General features: G+C 47.4%; 14 protein-coding genes, 4 tRNA genes and 1 pseudogene. 5 read left to right on the forward strand and 14 right to left on the reverse strand.

What is annotated here, in order from left to right; translation table 11 throughout:
* Positions 1 to 19 precede the first annotated feature (19 nt).
* From thrS to ACFQY8_RS04450, 5 genes are all read right to left on the reverse strand, one after another.
* The gene (gene thrS / locus ACFQY8_RS04430; protein WP_377938694.1) at positions 20 to 2,065 is read right to left on the reverse strand and encodes a threonine--tRNA ligase; all 2,046 of its coding nucleotides are present in this window, start codon (positions 2,063 to 2,065) and stop codon (positions 20 to 22) included.
* A gap of 161 nt (positions 2,066 to 2,226) precedes the next feature.
* Positions 2,227 to 2,299, reverse strand: a tRNA-Val gene (locus tag ACFQY8_RS04435).
* A gap of 37 nt (positions 2,300 to 2,336) precedes the next feature.
* Positions 2,337 to 2,409: transfer RNA gene (locus ACFQY8_RS04440), tRNA-Val, on the reverse strand.
* A gap of 14 nt (positions 2,410 to 2,423) precedes the next feature.
* A tRNA-Cys gene (locus tag ACFQY8_RS04445) sits at positions 2,424 to 2,494 on the reverse strand.
* A 28-nt stretch (positions 2,495 to 2,522) separates the two neighbouring features.
* Positions 2,523 to 2,595: transfer RNA gene (locus ACFQY8_RS04450), tRNA-Gly, on the reverse strand.
* A gap of 187 nt (positions 2,596 to 2,782) precedes the next feature.
* Here ACFQY8_RS04450 and ACFQY8_RS04455 point away from each other — a divergent pair.
* The 3 genes from ACFQY8_RS04455 (at position 2,783) to ACFQY8_RS04465 (ending at position 5,814) form a co-directional block, all read left to right on the forward strand.
* Complete coding sequence (locus ACFQY8_RS04455) at positions 2,783 to 3,703, forward strand: PAC2 family protein (protein WP_377938695.1); 921 nt, start codon at positions 2,783 to 2,785, stop codon at positions 3,701 to 3,703.
* A complete protein-coding gene (locus tag ACFQY8_RS04460; RefSeq protein ID WP_377938696.1) occupies positions 3,700 to 4,851 on the forward strand; it encodes an iron-containing alcohol dehydrogenase in 1,152 nt (383 codons plus the stop codon). The genes ACFQY8_RS04455 and ACFQY8_RS04460 overlap by 4 nt, the downstream gene beginning before the upstream one ends.
* A 138-nt stretch (positions 4,852 to 4,989) precedes the next feature.
* Positions 4,990 to 5,814 (forward strand): fructosamine kinase family protein, encoded by an 825-nt coding sequence (locus tag ACFQY8_RS04465; protein ID WP_377939194.1) that lies wholly within the window; start codon positions 4,990 to 4,992, stop codon positions 5,812 to 5,814.
* A gap of 181 nt (positions 5,815 to 5,995) precedes the next feature.
* Here ACFQY8_RS04465 and dnaJ read toward each other — a convergent pair whose 3' ends face one another.
* Positions 5,996 to 7,138 (reverse strand): molecular chaperone DnaJ, encoded by a 1,143-nt coding sequence (gene dnaJ / locus ACFQY8_RS04470; protein WP_377938697.1) that lies wholly within the window; start codon positions 7,136 to 7,138, stop codon positions 5,996 to 5,998.
* 255 nt (positions 7,139 to 7,393) lie between these two features.
* Here dnaJ and tkt point away from each other — a divergent pair, with 255 nt between their 5' ends.
* Positions 7,394 to 9,490 (forward strand): transketolase, encoded by a 2,097-nt coding sequence (tkt, locus tag ACFQY8_RS04475; RefSeq protein WP_377938698.1) that lies wholly within the window; start codon positions 7,394 to 7,396, stop codon positions 9,488 to 9,490.
* Positions 9,491 to 9,562: 72 nt separating this feature from the next.
* Positions 9,563 to 10,675, forward strand: a complete 1,113-nt coding sequence (gene tal / locus ACFQY8_RS04480; RefSeq protein WP_377938699.1) for a transaldolase — start codon at positions 9,563 to 9,565, stop codon at positions 10,673 to 10,675.
* 167 nt (positions 10,676 to 10,842) lie between these two features.
* On the opposite strand, the gene secG is transcribed toward tal, so the two are convergent.
* From secG to uvrA, 8 genes and pseudogenes are all read right to left on the reverse strand, one after another.
* A complete protein-coding gene (gene secG, locus ACFQY8_RS04485; protein ID WP_377938700.1) occupies positions 10,843 to 11,097 on the reverse strand; it encodes a preprotein translocase subunit SecG in 255 nt (84 codons plus the stop codon).
* A gap of 48 nt (positions 11,098 to 11,145) precedes the next feature.
* A complete protein-coding gene (gene tpiA, locus ACFQY8_RS04490) occupies positions 11,146 to 11,955 on the reverse strand; it encodes a triose-phosphate isomerase (protein WP_377938701.1) in 810 nt (269 codons plus the stop codon).
* A gap of 169 nt (positions 11,956 to 12,124) precedes the next feature.
* The gene (locus ACFQY8_RS04495) at positions 12,125 to 13,321 is read right to left on the reverse strand and encodes a phosphoglycerate kinase (RefSeq protein WP_377938702.1); all 1,197 of its coding nucleotides are present in this window, start codon (positions 13,319 to 13,321) and stop codon (positions 12,125 to 12,127) included.
* Positions 13,322 to 13,355: 34 nt separating this feature from the next.
* On the reverse strand, positions 13,356 to 14,315 hold the full coding sequence (gene whiA / locus ACFQY8_RS04500; RefSeq protein ID WP_377938703.1) for a DNA-binding protein WhiA: 960 nt from the start codon (positions 14,313 to 14,315) through the stop codon (positions 13,356 to 13,358).
* Between the two features lie 112 nt (positions 14,316 to 14,427).
* Positions 14,428 to 15,294 (reverse strand): annotated as a pseudogene (rapZ, locus tag ACFQY8_RS04505) (RNase adapter RapZ); the annotation flags it as partial.
* A gap of 105 nt (positions 15,295 to 15,399) precedes the next feature.
* The gene (locus ACFQY8_RS04510) at positions 15,400 to 16,308 is read right to left on the reverse strand and encodes a shikimate dehydrogenase family protein (protein WP_377938704.1); all 909 of its coding nucleotides are present in this window, start codon (positions 16,306 to 16,308) and stop codon (positions 15,400 to 15,402) included.
* A gap of 19 nt (positions 16,309 to 16,327) precedes the next feature.
* Positions 16,328 to 18,712, reverse strand: coding sequence for an excinuclease ABC subunit UvrC (gene uvrC / locus ACFQY8_RS04515; protein ID WP_377938705.1), 2,385 nt, complete (start codon positions 18,710 to 18,712; stop codon positions 16,328 to 16,330).
* Positions 18,713 to 18,741: 29 nt separating this feature from the next.
* Entirely contained in the window at positions 18,742 to 21,642 is a 2,901-nt protein-coding gene (gene uvrA, locus ACFQY8_RS04520) for an excinuclease ABC subunit UvrA (protein ID WP_377938706.1), read from the reverse strand.
* Positions 21,643 to 21,685: the final 43 nt, after the last annotated feature.

Genomic DNA, 21,685 nt, shown 5'->3' on the forward strand with positions numbered 1-21,685 from the left:
ATCTGCAAAGACCTTATGCCTATGCTGGAATTTCCGCGTCTGTATACTGAGCAAAATCTGCCACGCAGTTAATCAGACCGTGAGAAGCAACTGCTTGATTAATCCAATGTACTGCTGTGTCAACAGGCACACCGTTAAGTTGGCTACCGTCGCGGAAGCGGAAGGATACTGCGTTATTGCTCTTATCTTCGTCGCCTACGATGAGAATGAACGGAGCCTTCGACTTCGATGCATTGCGAATCTTTTTACCGAAACGGTCATTAGAAGAGTCAACTTCACAACGAACTAAGTTATCTTCGAGCTTGTTTATCACAGAGTTGAGATGGTCCAAATGCTCATCAGCGACAGGTACCCCAAGCACCTGAACCGGTGCAAGCCATGCCGGGAATGCACCTGCATAGTGTTCAAGTAAGATAGCGAAGAAACGCTCAATGGAGCCGAAGAGAGCACGGTGAATCATTACTGGGCGCTGACGAGTACCATCCGCAGCTACGTATTCGAGTCCAAACCGCTCAGGTAAGTTGAAATCAAGCTGAATAGTAGAAACCTGCCATGTACGGCCAAGAGCATCACGAGCTTGGACAGAAATCTTAGGACCGTAGAATGCTGCACCTGCAGGGTCATCGACAAGTTCGAGGCCAGATTCCTTAGCGACAGATGCCAAAGTGTTGGTTGCCTCTTCCCAAATTTCGTCTGAGCCTACATACTTGTGCTCATCTTTTGTGGAAAGCTCGAGATAGAAATCATTGAGACCGAAATCACGGAGCAAGTTCAAAACGAAGGTTAAGAGACTCTTGAGCTCATCGCGCATCTGTTCGCGTGTGCAGTAAATGTGAGAATCATCCTGAGTTAAGCCACGTACACGAGTCAGACCATGAACGACACCAGACTTCTCATAGCGATAAACAGTACCGAATTCAAAGAGACGAAGCGGAAGTTCACGGTAAGAACGCTGACGAGCTTTGAAGATGAGATTATGCATAGGGCAATTCATTGGCTTCAAATAGTAGTCGAAACCTTCTTTGGTGACATTGCCATTCGCATCTTTTTCCTCATCTAAGTGCATAGGAGGATACATGCCATCTTTGTACCACTGCAAATGACCAGAAGTCTCGTACAGGCCGCCTTTAGTAATGTGCGGTGTTTGAACGAAGGAATAGTTGTGACGACGATGAAGCTCAGTAGAGTAATCCTTCATTGCATTAATAATCGCAGCACCCTTTGGATGGAATACTGCCAAACCAGAGCCAATTTCGTCTGGGAAGGAGAACAAATCCATCTCAGCGCCAAGTTTACGATGATCGCGCTTAGCAGCTTCTTCGAGGCGAGTCATGTATGCCTTGAGGTCATCTTTAGAGGCGAACGCTGTACCATAAATACGCTGAAGCATAGGATTGTGCTCATTGCCTCGCCAATACGCGGCTGCAGCACGTTGGAGCTTAAATGCCTTGATGAAGCGAGTATTTGGAAGATGTGGACCGTGGCACAAATCCTTCCATACAACATTGCCGTCGCGGTCAACATTGTCATAGAAGCTGAGTTCACCTTGGGAAACTTCGATTGCTTCTTCAGCAGAAATCTGATCTTCAGCAGCGCCAATAAGTTCAAGCTTGTATGGCTGATCTGCCTCTTCTGCTCGAGCTTCTTCCTCGGTCACAGTACGACGAACGAAGCGCTGGCTAGACTTAATAATGCGCTGCATGCGTTTTTCGATTTCTTTGAGTTCATCAGGAGTGAATGGCTCTTTTACATCGAAATCGTAATAGAAACCATCTTTGATAACTGGACCGATACCAAGCTTTGCATCTGGACGAATTTCTTGAACTGCTTGTGCCATAACGTGAGTTGCAGAATGACGCATGATGGCCAAGCCATCCTCACTATCGAGAGCAATAGATTCTACGACGTCATTTTCGTGGAGCGTAGTGTAGAGATCGCGAGGATTCCCATTGATGCGCACGGCGATGATGTTCTTATCATCGGCGAAGAGCTCGACGCCAGTAATATGCGATTCAATTTCTTTAGATTCACCATCAACGGTGACATGAAGAGAGGCTGCTGACACAGTTATTCCTTTTCATTTCTAGGGTCCGCGTTACAGGTGCAGACCAGGATTATTTTCATTGATAAAAGTAGTAGATATAGCCGACTTTTAATGCACAAAGTACGGCGAAGAGAGAAACACGAAGATAAAAAGTGTGGAGATAAAAGAGATAAAAGAAAGAGTGGGCGATACAGGATTTGAACCTGTGACCTCTTCCGTGTGAAGGAAGCGCGCTAGCCCCTGCGCCAATCGCCCAAAAAGGTGTGGTAGACCCTTAAACTTAAAAACCTTGTGGGCGATACAGGATTTGAACCTGTGACCTCTTCCGTGTCAGGGAAGCGCGCTAGCCCCTGCGCCAATCGCCCAAAATCTTTAAGAGAGGTGAGTACGAGAGTCGAACTCGTCTATACGGCTTTGCAGGCCGCTGCCTAACCGCTTGGCTAACTCACCATAGATGAGGTCAACCCGACTGACCACGAGCGGACAACGGGACTCGAACCCGCGGTCTCGACCTTGGCAAGGTCGCGCTTTACCAACTAAGCTATGTCCGCATGCACCCTGCACAAGTGCTGAGCACGAGATACAACTATATAGTTTGGGTACCTATTTCGCAAGTACGGCGTGTTGCTTATACTGACGCTTATGCATACGCTCGCCTACTAAATAAGTAAATAAGTTAAATAAGCCGCTGGCGAGATTGATTCATACAGTATCTATTTGCCATATAGGCTTATGAGCATGAGTGAATTCGATGAGTTTTTCCGTGACATGGGTGTGCCTAACTCCCCGCAACGCATTGTTATGCTTTCGGCGTTCGAGGGGTGGAATGACGCAGGTCAAGCTGCTACGCAGGCGTTGCTGTACCTCATCGATTTATATAGTGATAGCGCTCACGAGGTAGGGCATATAGCATGTGCAAGCTTTTATGATTATACAGTGACACGTCCTGTGATGGTCAATGTTGAGGGCAAGCGCAAGATTATGTGGCCAGAAACTACGTTTACACAGATTGACATAAACCCTACGTTGAGCTTGCTTATTGAAGTTGGTCCTGAGCCTAATTTCAAGTGGACTGACTTTGCTCGCCGTTCCTTGAGAATTGCAGAAGATCGTGAAGTGACGGAGATTATCACTCTCGGTTCCATGTTTGCGGACTGTACACATACAAGACCGTTACCGATGTATGTAAATGAGACAACACATAACCTTGCCGACGATAATTCTTATACCGGTCCTATCGGCATCCCTAGCGTCGTTAATTACACTGCCGTTGAGAATGGATACACGACACACTCCATGTGGGTCTCTCTGCCGTCATATACGCAATATGTCGATTCGCAAGATAATCCAGTAGCTATGTTGCGTATCCTTGATGAACTCTCTACGTACTTGGGAGTAGAACTTAAGCGCGGAAATCTTCCAACGCGTGCCCTGAAGTGGAAAGCTCAAGCCGACATGCTCCTCACCCTCAATCCTGAAGTAAAGGATTACATTTCTAGGATGGAGAATTTTTACGATAACTCGCAGCGAGCGCAAAACCTCTCCCCTGATGCCGCTGATAATCTCATTTTAGAAACAGAGAGATTCTTACGAGAACATTCGTCGGGTGATGATACGAGTGATAGCCCAGAGAAAACTCGAGGAGAGCACAACGAATGAGTACGAGACAGTTTCTGATGGCGAAAGCAATGGGTTTAATGCCATATCATCAAACCGTTCTTCGCGGAGCGGGAAGCCTAGCATCTTTGCCCGATGAACTCCACAAGAATCATGTCCACCACGCTCTTATTATGACCACAGAAGGAATGATTCAGCGAGGAACTCTCAATGAATTTTTTCAAAAGCTCGTCTCTATTGGCATCACATACTCTACTTTTACGCAAATTCAGCCCAATCCTACAGATATAGATGTTGCTAATGCTGCACATGCATACGTATTAAATAAGTGTGACGTGGGCGTAGCAATTGGCGGTGGGTCGGTTATCGATTGTGCAAAAGTCGCACTCGCAAAAATCACAAATCCTCAGTTGGATGTCAACCATCCAACGATGCTCAGAAAGCCTCTTCCTCTTTTTGCTGCTGTGCCGACGACAGCAGGTTCAGGATCTGAAATTACTGCTGGCGCAGTGATTACTCACACGAATGCTGATGTACATGTGAAGTCGTCATTTAATGATGTGCGTTTAGTTCCTCACATTGTCGTCCTTGATCCTGCTTTAACGATTTCTCTTCCGACAGTCGTCACACGTACATCTGGAATAGATGCCCTCAGCCATGCTATCGAAGCCGCAACGAATAAGTACGCCTCTCACCGTACGAGGACGGCATCGGATAAAGCCTTGAGCTTACTTCTTCCTTCTCTTAGTCGCGTATTAATTCATCCTAAAGACATACAATTACGTGTTGCGATGCTAGAAGGGGCATACCAAGCAGGTCTTGCAATTACGACGAATTTTGTCGGCAATGTGCATGCTCTATCGCACGCAATAGGATCACGCTATGATATCGCGCACGGAGCGATTAACGCCGTGCTACTTGTACCTGTGCTGAAAGAGTATGGAGCGTCAGTGGCGCGAACGATGAAACACTGGGAAACTATCTTTGCTGCAGAGCTAAACGGTCAGAGTTTCGTTGAGTTCCTTGATGGTTATATTGATACCCTCGGTGTAAATCGTACACTTGAATTGAATTCGCACGATTTTCTCGCGATTGCGACCCAAGCTCGTGAAGAAGCATTGGGATATCCGGTACCGCAAGAGTGGAATATAGATACTTATTTACGCATATTACGTGAAGTCACGCGCTAGAAGCTACTAGGAGTTAATAGAAGTTACGCGCGATGTACTGAGGTTGAGAGTTGTAAGTGTTGGCATCGTGTAGCCAGTGAGCGCGGTAAGACGTGAGGTAAAATGGCATGACTGTCAGGCATGACTATCAAAGGAGGAATGATGGCACAGATGGTACATCGTAAATCTCGTAATTTTTCCCCTATCGGATTCTTTGAATGTGAAGCGAAAGGCTTGCTATGGCTCAAAGAAGCTGAGAAAATAGGCGGACCGCGAGTTGTCGACGTGTATGAGTGGGGCGAAGACTATCTTGATATCGAACGCATTGCTCCTACGAGTGCCACAGTCGAATCAGCATATGATTTTGGGCAGGCGCTCGCGAAGATGCATGATATGGGAGCTGAAAGTTTCGGTGCTCCTCCTGCCCACTATGATGGAACTTGCTATTTTGGACCACTTCAAGACCCTGTAGAGATGGATTGTGGCAATTGGGATAACGTTGTCGATTACTATGCTGAAGGACGACTTATCCCTATGGTTGAGTTAGGGCTTCGGCGCGGCGTACTTACTCATGCTGATATGGAATTGACTGAAGATGTGTGTACAGCTTTGCCTCATCTCATGGGAGCAGCTGCCGAGGATAAACCGGCACGTGTACACGGTGACTTGTGGAGCGGCAATGTCATGTGGACAAATACTTCATCAGAAGGAAACACGCTGGGACATGGTGAAGCAGTACTTATTGATCCGGCCGCGCATGGTGGTCATCGCGAAGAAGATCTTTCTATGCTTGCTCTCTTCGGAATGAGTTATCTTAACGAAATTTTACGTGGTTATCAAAGTGTGCACCCACTTAAGAAAGGGTTTGAAAGTCGCCGAACGTTATGGCAGCTCTACCCTATCGCTGGGCATTGTGTGTTTTTCGGTGGTGGGTATGTGAGCCAATACCGTTCGATGTGTCACCAGCTTTTGAGGAGCCTATAAATAGCACTGCACACGCTCAATATTCGATATCTTGCGTGTGACACACCAATATACAGAGCGGGGTGGTTCATAATAATCCATCCCGCTCTTAAATATCTCATCCATGTTATCTTGAGTAGCAAAGTATCTCTACTCCACCTCTACTATGGCTATGGTGTTGCCCAGTTGTCACGGTGAGTTTTTAAGAAAAAGCGTGGCGTAACTTCTCAAAGAAGCCTTTTGCTTTATTTAGCGGTTTAGAAGCTTGCTGAGGTTTCCCATCAAGTTTCGATTCTTTGCTTAGCTCTTCAAAATCAGAAATGAGCTTCTTCTCTTGATTGCTTAATTTCTGAGGAATACTTACCTCGAGATGAACGATGAGCTTACCGCGCTCTTCACGATTTAAGCGAGTTACACCAAGATTTTCCAAACTTACTGTGTCGTCGGGTTGGGACCCTGCTGGAATAGTGACATCTTGCTCGCCATCAAAAGTATCAATTTGCGTTTTATGCCCAAGTACTGCCCACGTCATAGGAATGCGAATCCAGCAGTGCAAGTCATTACCGTCTCGCGTAAAGGTATCGTCTGGACGTACTGTGATGTCGACATACAAGTCGCCTGCGGGACCGCCACCCTCTCCAACTTCGCCTTGCCCACTGAGACGTAGGCGAGTACCGTCTTGGATTCCCGCAGGAACTGAGACGGTTATGGAGCGTTGTTTTTGTACGCGGCCATGTCCATTACAAGTCGGGCACGGGTGCGGAAGAATCGTGCCGTGCCCCTCGCAACGAGGACATGTGTCGGTGCTCATCATCTGCCCGAGGATGGAACGGACGACACGCTGTACTGCGCCAGTACCATGGCAGTCAGGACACGTTTGCGGCGCAGAGCCGTCAGCGGAACCTGAACCGTTGCAGTCATCACATACTGCGTACATACGGACATCAAGCTTTTCTTTTGAACCAAATACTGCAGTTTTAAGTTCCACGGACAAACTTGCGAGCGAATCGCGGCCCGGCTGCGTACGAGGAATAGGATTGGGGGAACCGAAGCCAGCGCCAAATCCTTGGGAGAACATATTGAAAATATCTCCAAAGTCAGCCGCACCATATCCGGTGCCAGCGCCACCGCCGGGGGCATTAGGATCAATTCCTTGGTTAAACATTCTGCGTTTATCTGGATCGGAAAGAACCTCGTACGCTGAATTAACTTCTTTAAATTTGTCCTCAAACTCAGGTCCTGCTATATCTGGGTGATACTTACGGCTGAGCTTTCGGTATGCCTTTTTAATATCATCATCTGAAGCATCACGGGATACACCAAGAGTTTCATAATAATCTGCCATGAAAATCCTTTTCACAACGGGACACACTTCTACCAACATTTTTAGCACCTGGCTTAGCCTTTACTTTTCTATATCGCTTTTGGCAAATGTCAGTGGAAAATCATTTTCTCGAAAGCGTTCGATACGCAACACTTGCAAGTAAATAAAGGCATCAAAGGTCTTTATGGTTTATTAGTATGAAAGGCGTAATAAGTGTGTGTAGCGCTTAGTGATGAGCACTACCCACTTCATCTATTGGAAGGAAAGTTGATCTCCATGGTCGATTTCGAATGGAATGAACTCGATGAGCGCGCAGTTAAGCTCGCTAAGGTTCTTTCAGCTGATGCTGTAGAGAAGGCTGGCAGCGGTCACCCAGGTTCACCTGTTTCTCTTGCACCAATTGCTTACACTCTCTATCAGAAGTTTATCAAGCACGATCCTAAGGATTCTCACTGGGAAGGTCGCGATCGTTTCATCCTTTCTGGTGGTCACGCTTCTTTGACTCAGTACGTACAGTTGTACTTCTCTGGATATGATGTCACCCTTGATGATTTGAAGAAGTTCCGTACCATGGGTACGCGCACTCCTGGTCACCCAGAATACGGTTTGACTGACGGTATTGAGATGACGACTGGCCCTCTCGGACAGGGTCTCGCTTCTGCTGTTGGCTTTGCTATGGGTCAGCGTTTCCAGCGTAACTTGCTCGATGCTGATGCACCTGCTGGCACTTCCCCATTCGATCACAAGGTATGGGTTATCTGTGGTGAAGGTGACGTTGAGGAAGGTATTTCCTACGAAGCAGCATCTCTCGCAGGTGGTCAGAAGCTTGGTAATTTGACGGTTATCTTCGATGCAAACCATATTCAGATTGAGGGCGACACTAACTTGACCTTCTCTGAAGATGTTTTGAAGCGCTTCGAGGCTCAGGGCTGGTATACCGACGAAGTTTCCTTCATTCAGCCTGATGGCTCCTATAAGGAAGATACTCAAGCGCTTGCTGCAGCTATAGAAAAGGCTCAGCAAGTCACCGACCGTCCACACTTCATCAAGGTAGATACTTTGATTGCCTGGCCAACTCCAGGCAAGACCAATGATGAGTCTTCTCATGGTTCCAAGCTCGGTTCTGAAGCAGTCGCAGGTCTGAAGAAGGTCCTTGGTTTTGACCCAGAAGTTTCCTTCCCAGAGCAGCCAGAAGTTCTTGCTCACACTCGTAAAGTAGCTGAGCGTGGTGCAGCTGCTCATGAGGAGTGGAATGAGCAGTTCCAGGCATGGCGTGCAGCTAATCCAGACAAGGCAGCTGAGTACGACCGTCTCGTAGCTGGCGAACTCCCTGCTGAGTTTGATAAAGCTATTGATGATCTTGAAGCAACCTTCGAAGCAGGTTCATCAGTTGCTACTCGTAAGGCTTCTGGTGCGGCTATCAATGCTATCGCAGCTGTCATGCCTGAGCTTTGGGGCGGTTCTGCAGATTTGGGTGGTTCTAACAATACCACTATCAAGGGCGCAGATTCCTTCCTCCCAGCTGAGTATGCGACGAAGACTTGGCCAAACGTATCCGAGTCTGGTCGTGTCCTTCACTTTGGCGTACGTGAACTTGCTATGGGTGCTATTACCAACGGCATCATCCTTGGCTCTCATACTCGTCCATTCAATGGTACATTCTTCATGTTCTCTGACTACGAGCGTCCAACAGTACGTCTCGCAGCTTTGATGAATATCCCACAGCTTTATGTATGGACTCACGATTCTGTAGCTGTAGGTGAAGATGGTCCTACTCACCAGCCAGTTGAGAATCTCACTGCTATGCGTACTATTCCAAACTTGGAAGTTGTTCGTCCTGCAGATGAATATGAGACTGCTGAAGCTTACCGTTACAACTTTGAGCGTACTTCTACCGCTCCTGTTGCCATGGTTCTCACACGCCAGAATGTTCCTACCCTAGCAGAGACTGCTGCGAAGGCAAAGGAAGGCGTAAAGCACGGCGCGTATGTACTCGTAGATACCGAAGGTACTCCAGATGTCGTCCTTATGGGTTCGGGTTCTGAAGTACAGCATGCAGTAGAAGCAGCTAAGACTTTGGCAGCTGAAGGCATCAAGGCTCGCGTTGTATCCGTTCCGTCTATGGAATGGTTCGAGCAGCAGACTGATGAGTACAAGGAATCTGTACTCCCAGCAGCTGTAAAGGCGCGCGTTTCTGTTGAAGCTGGTCTTGCAATGCCATGGTACAAGTATTTGGGTTCCTTCGGTAAAGCTGTATCCATCGAGACATTTGGTCTCCAGGGTGCAGGTGACGAGAATATGAAGGCTCTTGGCATTACTGCTGACCACGTTGTTGAAGAAGCTAAGGCTTCTATCGCAGCTGCTCGTGCATAAGAAATAAGTTTTGGGGAGAGTTTTTGCTCTCCCCTTTTTAAGGGATTCCTTAATTTAGAGGAGAAAAATAAAATGACACAGAATGTGCATACTCAGAAGACCAGTGACTCTGGCGTTTCTATCTGGCTCGACGATTTGAGCCGTTCCCGCATTGAGTCAGGCTCTTTGCAGGACCTCATCGCACACAAGAACGTTGTAGGTGTGACTACTAATCCATCTATCTTCCAGAAGGCTCTTCATGAAGTTGGTCCATATGACGAGCAGCTCAAGTCTCTCGGCGCAGATGTCAATGTAGAAGATGCTATCCGTGAACTCACTACAACTGACGTGCGTAACGCAACTGATATCTTCCGCGAGGTTGCTGAGGCTACTGACTACGTTAATGGTCGCGTTTCCATCGAAGTAGACCCTCGTTTGGCTCATGACACTGAGAATACCGAGAAGCAGGCAGTTGAACTTTGGGAGAAGGTCAACCGTCCAAATGCAATGATTAAGATTCCTGCAACTCTTGAAGGCTTGCCAGCAATCACCGCCACCCTCGCTAAAGGCATCTCCGTAAACGTAACCTTGATCTTCTCTATCGAGCGTTATGAGCAGGTCATTGATGCTTATATCGAAGGTATGAAGCAGGCTAAGGCTAACGGTCATGATCTTTCTAAGATCGCTTCTGTAGCATCCTTCTTCGTATCCCGTGTCGATACTGCAGTAGATAAGCTCCTTGAAGAGAATGGTTCCGAGGAGGCTAAGGCTCTCGAGGGTAAGGCAGCAGTTGCTAACGCGCGCATTGCTTATGAACTCTTCGAGAACAAGTTCAATAACTCTGCTGACTGGGCTGAGCTTGAGGCAGCTGGCGCACATCGTCAGCGTCCACTTTGGGCTTCGACTGGTACAAAGAACGCTGCATACTCCCCTTCAAAGTATGTCGATGAACTTGTAGCAGAAGATGTCGTCAACACCATGCCTGAGAAGACCCTCAATGCATTGGCTGAGCAGGGTAACGGCGCTCCTTCTATCAAGGGCACCTATGAAGAGTCTCACGCAATCATGAACAAGCTTGCTGAGCTTGGCATCGACATCAAGCAGGTTACTGACAAGCTTGAAGCTGATGGCGTTGCTGCATTCATTAAGTCTTGGGACTCTGTGATTGCAGATGTTCAGGCTGGTATCGATCGCGTAAACGCATAAGTTAGTTTAGCTTTCGCGTTTTTAGCGAGACAGACTGATTGATTAAGGAGCTCACCTACGGGTGAGCTCCTTTTGCGTGTACCCTTTACAAGGCTTATGAGCAAGTAAAAAGGGAGCCTACTCTTAGTAGGCTCCCTTTTTACTTCCGAAATACAAATAAAATTACTTTAGTGCCCAAACTTTACCATAAAATCGAGCACGATAATAAGTACAATCCATACAAGCCCAACGCCGACGGTAATACGATTCAAATTACGCTCTGCAACTCCAGATGTGCCCGCATTAGCAGAGATGCCGCCACCAAACATGTCGGAGAGACCACCGCCTTTACCTTTATGCATCAGAATCAGTGCTGTAAGCAGGATACTCAAAATAACAACGATTACCTCAAGAACAATCTTGAGTATAGCGAATGCGCTCACATGAACCTCCATATACAAACTAAGTAAAAGGATACACGAAGGGCACGATTACAACGAATTACGCTTCTTAGCAGCCTTTAACGTTAAACGAATAATCGATGCAAATTCCTCAGCCTGCAAGCTCGCTCCTCCAACCAAGAATCCATCCATATCATGCGCTTCATTCATGAGTAGAGTAGCATTAGATGCCGTAACAGAACCGCCATAAAGGATGCGAATCTTTTGCGCAGTCTCAGCAGAATATATATGAGTGAAGTGCTGACGGATAGCGGCAGCTGCATCTTGTGCTGACTGAGGCGTAGCGACGAGCCCCGTGCCGATTGCCCATACCGGTTCATATGCAACAATCAGTTTTGCAGCATCTTCTTCGGATAAATCACGAGTAATATCATCAACTTGACCTACTGCGTAGTCAAGTTCGATACCCTCACGACGTTCTTCATACCCCTCGCCCACACACAATATTGGAGTCATTCCGGCCGCGAGGACTGCTCGAACCTGATCTACCAGAAGAGCGTCATCATCGGCATAGTAGCGGCGACGTTCAGAGTGTCCGACAAGTACATAGGTACAGCCAAGCGCTGAGAGCATGTCAGCGGAAACATCACCCGTGAAAGCTCCTTGTGCTGTCACGGAGACTGTCTGAGCACCATAACGAATGTTGAGCTTATCCGCGTCAACGAGAACTTGTACGCTTCGTATAGAGGTGAATGGCGGAAGAAGTGCGATATCACAATCGTCATAATCGAAATGAGCGTCACGAAGAAGCCATGCAAGTTTTTGTACGAAATATGTAGCTTCACGATGATCCAAATTCATCTTCCAGTTGCCTACGACAAGCGGCTTTCTGGTAGCCATAGAATTTACTCATTTCTATTTGACAATATTTATGTGAAACTCATACAGGTGCACATCTGTTTATACAGTACACCGCACACGGTTTCGCGTAATCCCTATTATAAAGAAGGCAGCTTACCGCTTGCACAAAAGCACAAACAGCAAGCTGCCTTCAGCATTCCGCGATTTACTAGTCGAGAACGCTCAAGCCTGGCAAAGTCTTTCCTTCGAGGAACTCGAGGGATGCGCCGCCACCAGTGGAGATGTGAGAGAACTTGCTCTCGTCAAAGCCAAGATTGCGCACAGCAGAAGCAGAATCGCCACCACCGACGATGGAGAATGCTCCATTCTCAGCTGTTGCATCGATAAGGCCTTGTGCTACAGCACGAGTGCCACCGGCAAAGTTTGCGAACTCGAATACACCCATTGGACCATTCCATACGACAGTCTTGGAATCAACAATCTTATCATGGAAGAGCTTAGCGGACTCAGGACCGATATCGAGACCAATCTTGTCAGCTGGAATCTGATCTGCTGGTACCGCTTCATAAGCAGAATCAGCAGCAAAGGAGTCAGCAGCGAGAATATCTGTAGGAAGAACGATTTCTACACCGTTCTTTTCAGCTGTCTCGATGTAGCCCTTAACAGTATCAATCTGATCTTCTTCAAGCAAAGACTTACCTACTTCGTAGCCCTTTGCCTTGAGGAAAGTAAATACCATACCGCCACCGATGACAAGACGGTCAGCCTTGTTAAGGAGGTTTGAAATGACACCGAGCTTGTCAGAGACCTTAGAGCCGCCGAGCACTACAGTTAAAGGACGTTCTGGGTCATTAGTCTTAGAAAGTGCAGTAACTTCCTTCTCTACCAACAGACCCGCTGCAGACGGGAGATCAGCAGCTACATCATAGTTAGAACCCTGTGCGCGGTGTACTACACCGAAACCATCTGATACGAACACATCGCCGAGAGCAGCAATCTTCTTTGCATACGCAGCACGCTCAGCTGCATCCTTGGAGGTTTCCTCTGGATTGAAACGAACGTTCTCGAGCATCACAACGTCACCGTCGTTCATGGCAGCTACCTTAGCTTGTGCATCCTCACCATAGGTATCCTTTGCGAGTGCTACTGGAGCGTTGATGAGCTCAGCGAGACGAGCAGCCACAGGAGCAAGGCTCAGTTCAGGCACGACCTGACCCTTTGGACGACCGAGGTGAGCCATCAAAATAACCTTTGCACCCCGCTCGCGCAATGCGTTAATGGTAGGCAGTGCAGCGCGGATACGACCATCATCAGTGATAGTCGTGCCATCGAGTGGAACATTAAAATCAGCACGAACAAGCACACGCTTGCCGCTCAAATTACCCAAATCCTTGAGTGTCTTCATGAGCATCCTTTCTTTGTTTGCTACGTAATGAAGTTTAGTCCTTTTCTGCTTCTGCCGCACGTTGCTTTTCGACTTTGGTAGCAAGTTGAAGCAGACGACGAATGCGGCCTGCAATAGCATCCTTCGTAATTGGAGGATTCGCTAAGCGACCAAGCTCCTCGAGACTTGCATCGCCGTGGTCGAGGCGGAGCTGACCTGCTGCACGCAAATTCTCTGGAATGTTGTCGCCAAGAATTTCAAACGCTTTACGAACCTTTTGGCTCGCCTCAACAGCAGCTTTTGCGCTTCTGCGCATATTAGCATCGTCAAAGTTTGCAAGACGATTTGCCTTACCTCGACTCTCCCCCTCTACGCGCTTGCCACTCCATTCGCGTGCAGTACGTTCAGCACCCATGAGGATAAGCATACGCTCAATGACATCTGGGTCGTGGAGCACGACTCGCACGGAACTATTGACTCGACGAGGTTTTACAGTGATACCAAGTCTACGAGCAGCGAGAATGAGGTCATTAACAGCTTCGGCAGAAGGGCATACGATTTCCATAAAACTGGATTTTCCAGGATCGCTCAAACGACCTTTTGCAAGGAATGCCCCGCGCCATGCTGATTTTACTTGTGCAATATTTCCTTGCATATGAACTGGCGAAATGCCAGGATTCTCGTGGCCGCGCTGGTCAAGTAAACCAGATTGAAGTGCGAGATTACGACCGTTTGACTGTACAAAGACAGTAAAGAATTCAATTATGCTTCCATTCGGCAAAGTTGTGGAGCCTGGCTGAAGTTTTGCATCATACTGCCACACTGTGCGCAATGCGTTTTGGAGCCATTGAGCAGCGGTCTTGCTCGTAAATTGGCTTGCTACTACAGGCACGCCTTTGACACGCTGAATGCCACCGCCAAAACGAAGCATAGTAGAAATCTGAGCTTGCTTTGCTAATGACGACTCATCAGCGATTGCAGCGAGTTCGTTCTTGACTTCGTCAAGCAGAGACACAATGCCCTCCTTGTAGGGTAGGTAGCGATTTATCCGAATGTTAGTGTAGCTAATGGCGTGGAATTTTTCTGCATACTTTCACAAGCGTTTAGCGAGGACATGCAAAAGTAATTTAAGAGCGGTGCATTCGTTCAAGCTCTCGTGCAGAGACGGTGACCGTCAGTCCGCGGGCTTTGAGCCGACGTGCCAATTCATGACTCATAGCAACCGAACGATGCTGTCCGCCGGTACATCCTACAGCAATAGTGACAAAGTGCTTGTCTTCTCGTGCGTATCCTTCAAGCGCAATGGACAAAGCTTTCTCATAGGCATCAAGAAACTCAGATGCCCCATCACTTGAGAGCACGTACTGACTTACCGCTTCATCCAATCCAGTAAGATTGCGCAGCTGCGGAACCCAATATGGGTTTGGTAAGAAGCGTACATCAAGGACGAAATCCGCGTCTGAAGGCACACCATGTTTAAACCCAAAGCTGAAAATATGAACATTGACGGTCTTCGGCCCGGTACCTACCAGTGACTCATAGAGCTGTGTGCTCAACTGGTGAATACTTGTCCGAGAGGTGTCAAGGATGACATCGGCTCGCTCTTTAAGAACCTTGAGGAGCTCACGTTCTTCGGTAATACCGTCAATAAGCCTACCGCCATTTTGCAATGGGTGAGGACGCCTGACTGATTCATAACGCTTGACAAGTACATCATCACTCGCATCGAGGAAAATGATACGAGTCTTAACTCCTAAATCTTCAAGATGAGCAAGAACTTGAGCCAAATCGTCAAAATATGAGCGTGACCGAACATCAATTACTGCCGCTAGCTTATGGACTTTTGAACCTGATGATGTCATCATATCGACGAGCGGTATAAGAAGCTTTGGAGGGAGGTTATCTACGACATACCAGCCAATATCTTCCACACTGTCCGCTGCTCTAGAGCGCCCTGCCCCAGACATACCGGTAATGAGCAAGACCTCAAAGTCTTGAGCTGTATCATCCTTATGATTGATAATTTTTGTGGAAGGTTCTGTGCTCATATCCATATTCCTTAGTTTATCTTAAACGTAGTTTTGTCACATGCCCTATCTCTACAATTGTTCGAAGAGCGCACTTTTCATAGCAGCGAACGCTTGACTTTCCACATCAGCTTCGGAATATTTCGTCATATATGCAATCTGAGCGATAGCTTGACGAAGAAGCATGTGCTCTCCCCCACACACCTGAGCTCCTCGTTGAGCGAGTACACTCATGAGTGCTGTAGGCCGAGGATCATAAATGACGTCAAGCATGGAAAGATGGTCTAACTTAATGTCATGCTCGTCAGCACATTCCAGTTCGTGTGCGAGTGTATCTGTAGCATGTGCAGTTACTGCGGAAACAGCAAAATTATGACGCGAAAATTCATTTATGGCGCTGTGCCACGGCATGATGGTGAAAGTCGATTGAGCATTCGCGTACGCATGCATTTTTGTGGCTATTGCTACTGCACTGTCATGATGAATAGCACATATGGTAAATCGGTGCACGCCAAGTTCAATGAGGGCGGCTATAGAGGATGTGGCAGTGCTTCCAGAACCGAGGATAAGCGCAGAAGTATGTGGCTTAGAAGTGTCTTCTACGCCAAATTCATCGCGGAATGTGAGTTTAATTCCATCAACATCAGTGTTGTATAAAGCAATATATGGCATGTTGGGATTATACGGATTAGGTTTATCCCAATCGAAGACAGCGGTATTTGCAACTTTAAGATGACGTACACGCTCGTCAGCGATTTCTCCGAACTCTAATGCTTTTTTCTTCAATGGCATTGTCATAGATACTCCGGCCCATTGAGGATTGAGCGAGGAGAAAAAGTCGTGAAGATCTTCTTGAGAAATTTCACGCTTGTCGTATTCCCAACCAGTTAAGCCTAATGCACGATATGCTGCATTATGCAGCACAGGTGAGAGTGAATGTTGAATAGGAGAACCAAGCACGGCCGCACGATGATACGTCATGGTGCTCATTATGCACTGTCTACGTGGACGAAATAGATGAATTTGACTCTTTCTGCTCAGTATGTAGAGCATGATAGAGGACCTCGGCTTTTGCCTGTCCTATACCATCAACTTGAAGAAAATCTTCGACGTGCGCATCACGCATCGCTCGCACAGAACCAAAATGTGATAACAGTTTCTTTTGGAAACGTGGTCCAATGCCTGGGATATCATCCAATGCTGACCGCAAAGCGCCTTTACGCCGTGTCTTGCGATGGTATGTAATGGCAAATCTATGAGATTCGTCACGTATACGTTGAAGCAAATACATTCCTTCTGACTGGCGCTTCAAAATGATGGGATAATCGTCATCGGGAACCCAGACCTCTTCCAACTTTTTCGCCAAACCACATACGGCAACATCTGTAACGCCACAGTCGGCAATGGCTCGCTGTGCAGCTTTCACCTGTGGCTGACCTCCATCAACGACGATAAGATTCGGTTTATATGCAAAGCGTCGACGGTTCGTATCTTGCTGAACGACAGAATCGGCTCCCACCCCATCTACATTTTTAAGTGCGCGGGAAGCCCGCTTAGCTCGCTTTTCGTCTTCAATACTCTCTCCGGTATCGCCGGAAATATTTCCGTGTTTAAAACGACGCGTAAGAGTCTCATAAATTGCCGAGGTATCGTCCAGTGCTCCCCTGCCGTCCTCTCCTTGTATCGCAAAATGACGATAAAAGTTTTTCTTCGCCATACCATCTTCGAACACCACCATAGATGCGACTTGGAACGCACCACCTGAAGCATTAGAAATGTCGTAACATTCAATACGCAATGGCGCTTTGTCAAGCATAAGCGCATCTGCAATATCGTTGAGGGCTTCCGAACGAGCTGCAAGGTCCGTCACGCGACTCATTTTTGATCGCTGTAAACTTTGCTGAGCGTTCGCTTGAGCACGATCAAGTAGTTTCTTCTTCTCTCCTCGCTCGGCGGTACGGATAGTGACGATGGATCCACGGATATTTGTGAGCCACTGTTCAAGCTCTTCGCGACGAGCTGGCTCAAATGGCACCAGAATTTCTCGCGGAACAGGTGAAATAGGTGATAGTAGGTCATTGCGTCCAGTCATATCTTCGCGATTACGACGTTCGCGTGTGGCTTGCGCACGGCTAACAGTGTCTGTTGCGGTCGCTTGCTGTGTGGGGGCTAAAGCGTTACGGCTTTGTGATACCACAATAGAAGAGTCAGAAGAAGCATCTGTATCGCGCTGAATATCGTCCAAATCGTTTTCCTCGACAGCTGTAGAATACACTTGTGTAATCAAATCTGCGAGGAGCTCGGAGTCACTAATATCTTCAACTCGTTCAACGCTCCAGCCACGTTCACCTCGAATGGTGCCAGAACGAACAAAGAAACTGTGAACACTTGCTTCCAGCTCATCTGTTGCCACGCCAATGATGTCTGCATCGACGTCGGAGGAAAATACAACGGCGTTTTGCTCTAAAACGGAATCGAGTGCCTGAATTTGATCGCGAAGTTTTGCAGCTTTTTCAAACTCAAGTTGAGAGCTTGCTTGCTTCATTTGATCTTCAAGCTGTTTCTTGAATGATGAACCTAAACGCCCGGTAAGGATTGCGACAAGTTGCTCACTCATACGACGGTGATCTTCAAGGGAAATCCATCCCACACATGGAGCAGCGCACTTGCCAATGTAACCCAGAAGACATGGACGTCCAGTTTGTTGAGCCTTTTTAAGAGTCGAAGCAGTACATGTGCGCACTGGGTAAGCATGGAGCATAGAATCAAGCGTCTGACGCATATTCCATACCTTTGCGTACGGGCCAAAATAGCGCGCCTTACGATTATTCTTCATACGCGTCACCCATACTCGAGGAATCTCTTCTTTTACAGAGATAGCGACGTAGGGGTACGTCTTATCATCACGGAAAACAACGTTAAAGCGCGGATCGAATTCCTTAATCCATGTATATTCAAGAGTCAGTGACTCCAGCTCTGTGCCTACCACTGTCCATTCAAGGCTGCGGGCGGTGAGAACCATGTTCTGCGTGCGAGGATGGAGACGGCTTAAAGGTTGAAAATAATTTGTCAGCCGGTTACGCAGATTTTTTGCTTTGCCGACATAAATCACACGCCCCTGCTCATCTCGCCACTTATACACACCAGGATTTGTAGGGATATCAGAAGTTTTTGGGCGAAAAAGGTCACGAGAGTCGCCAAGGAGTGGCGCACCATTCTTATTGACATTATTGCTACTATGCTCGCGTGTTTCGTGAGCATCATTCTTTGTTGAAACATCACGAGAATGCGAGGGGCGACCTCCTTGTGCAAAGGAATCAACCATTGTCTGAGCGGTTTTGCGCCATACTCCCGGCGAGTGCCGTTCGATCATGCCATTTCCCATAGAAAGCCCTTAAATTTTGCCACGCTGATTTACTGTGCCGACTGCGCACTAAGTATAGGTTTAAGGAATCTCCCAGTCCAACTTTGTGAATCTGCTGCGACAGCTTCAGGCGTTCCTTCTACCACGACAGTTCCACCTCCATCGCCACCTTCTGGTCCCATGTCAATAATCCAATCAGCACACTTAATAACATCAAGATTATGCTCGATAACGATAATGGTATTCCCCTTATCTACCAAACCTTGAAGCACAGTCATGAGCTTATTAACATCTTCGAAGTGTAGACCTGTAGTTGGTTCATCAAGAATATAGACGGTTTTACCTTCTGAACGTTTCTGCAGTTCGGTAGCGAGTTTTACACGCTGCGATTCACCGCCGGAAAGCGTTGGAGCTGGTTGACCGAGACGAATATATCCGAGACCTACGTCTACAAGAGTTTGAAGATAACGAGAAATAGCAGGATACGACTTGAAGAACTGAGCTGCCTCCTCTATCGGCATATCCAAGATGTCGGCCACGGATTTACCGTTGTACTTTACTTCCAATGTTTCACGGTTATAGCGTTTGCCATGACACACTTCGCAATCAACATACACATCTGGAAGGAAGTTCATTTCAATCTTGATAGTGCCGTCGCCATGACATGCCTCACAGCGTCCGCCTTTGACGTTGAAAGAGAATCGTCCCGGACCGTATCCTCGGACTTGAGCCTCAGGAGTCTTCGCAAGAAGATTACGAATCTTATCCCAGACACCAGTATAGGTTGCAGGATTTGAACGTGGCGTACGACCAATAGGGTTTTGATCGACGTGGATAACTTTCTTGACTTGATTGACGCCTTCGACACGGGTGTGCTTACCTGGTACGATACGCGCGCCGTTGAGCTTGTCGGCGAGCACTGGATAGAGAATGGAGTTTACTAGAGTAGACTTGCCAGAGCCAGAAACACCCGTGACAGCCGTTAGTACGCCTAACGGGAATTTGACGTTGATGTTCTTGAGATTATTTTCACGAGCGCCAATAACTTCAAGATTCTTCGTCTTGTACACGCGACGTCGAGATTGTGGTATTGCAATTTTCTTACGTCCAGAAATATACGCACCAGTAATGGAACGAGTTGCTTCTGTAATGCGATTTGCATGTCCAGAGAAGACAATCTCACCGCCATGTTCCCCTGCTCCCGGACCAATATCCACAAGCCAGTCAGCAGTCTTGATAGTGTCTTCGTCATGCTCCACAACAATCAATGTATTGCCCAAATCACGGAGATTATGTAAGGTACCGATTAAACGGTCATTATCGCGTTGATGAAGTCCAATAGATGGCTCATCGAGCACGTACATAACGCCGACAAGGCCTGAACCTATCTGCGTCGCTAAACGAATACGTTGAGCTTCGCCACCTGAAAGAGTGGCAGCCGCTCGTGAGAGTGTGAGATAGTTAAGACCCACATCGTTAAGAAAACCAAGACGTGCTCGAATCTCTTTCAGAATTTCTGCTGCAATCTGTGCCGCAGAGCCTTCAAGATGTAAGTTCTGCGCCCAAGCAAAAGATGCAGAAATTGGCATATCACATACATCGATAATGGATACATCTGCTACAGTGACCGCGAGAACTTCAGGTTTTAGTCGCTTTCCTTTGCACACTTGGCAAGGTACTTCACGCATGTAAGACTCGTAGTACTGCTTCATCATGTCAGAATCAGTTTCATCATGTTTACGCATCAATGTGCGTACTACTCCCTCGAAGCCTGATGTGTATTCACGCTGGCGCCCCCACCTGTTGCGGTAGGATACTTTTACCTTGAAATTATGACCATACATGATGGCTTCCTTGACACCTGCAGGGAGCTTTTTCCATGGAGTTTTCATATCGAAGCCAAGCTCATCTGCAAGTCCCTCAAGAAGGTGCTGGTAGTACTGTGCCTGAGTCTTCGATGCGTTCCACGGCTCGATGGCACCTTCAGATAGAGATTTATCTGGATCTGGAATGATGAGTTCAGGGTCAATTTCTAGCTTAAAACCAATTCCCGTACACTCAGGGCACGCACCGTAAGGAGCGTTGAAGGAGAAAGTACGTGGCTCAATCTCATCGAGCTCAAGCTCGTGACCATTGGGACAGCTACGGTTTTCAGAGAATGGTTTACGGCGTTGTGGATCGTTTTCATCCAAATCTACAAAGTCGGCGATGACTACTCCGTGAGCTAGGCGCAAAGCTGTTTCTACAGAATCAGTAAGTCTTTGGCGCATTCCATCTTTAATTGCTAGGCGGTCGATAACGACTTCAATAGTGTGTTTCTTGCTCTTTGCGAGCTTAATTTCAGAGTTGAGCTGAACAAGCTCGCCATCAATGATGGCACGCGCATAACCATCAGAGCGTAATGTTTCAATCATTTCTACGAATTCGCCTTTGCGTCCTTTCACTACAGGCGCTAAAAGTTGAAAACGTGTACGCTCAGGGCGAGCCATCAGAGAGTCCACTATCTGTTGTGGAGTTTGTTCCGTAACAAGTTCACCGCATACCGGACAGTGAGGTGTACCTGTGCGAGCATAGAGCAATCGTAAGTAGTCGTAGACTTCTGTGATAGTTCCCACCGTCGATCGAGGATTTCGATTTGTAGTCTTTTGGTCAATGGAGACGGCTGGGCTGAGTCCATCAATCATGTCGACGTCAGGCTTATCCATCTGTCCCAAGAATTGGCGAGCATAAGCAGACAGAGACTCCACATAACGACGTTGTCCCTCAGCGAACAATGTATCAAACGCGAGCGATGATTTGCCTGAACCCGAAAGACCCGTGAAGACAACCATTTTATTACGCGGAATCTCAAGATCTACATTCTTCAAATTGTGCTCACGAGCACCTTGAATGACAATCTTCTGATCTAGTGGTAGTGCGCTGAGGTCTTCAATGATAGTGTCTTGTGCCACGGAATTCTCCCTCCATAGTGTGGGTTACATTCTAGCGAGAAAC

It is taken from the genome of Alloscardovia venturai (assembly GCF_042676605.1).
Lineage (GTDB): Bacteria > Actinomycetota > Actinomycetes > Actinomycetales > Bifidobacteriaceae > Alloscardovia > Alloscardovia venturai.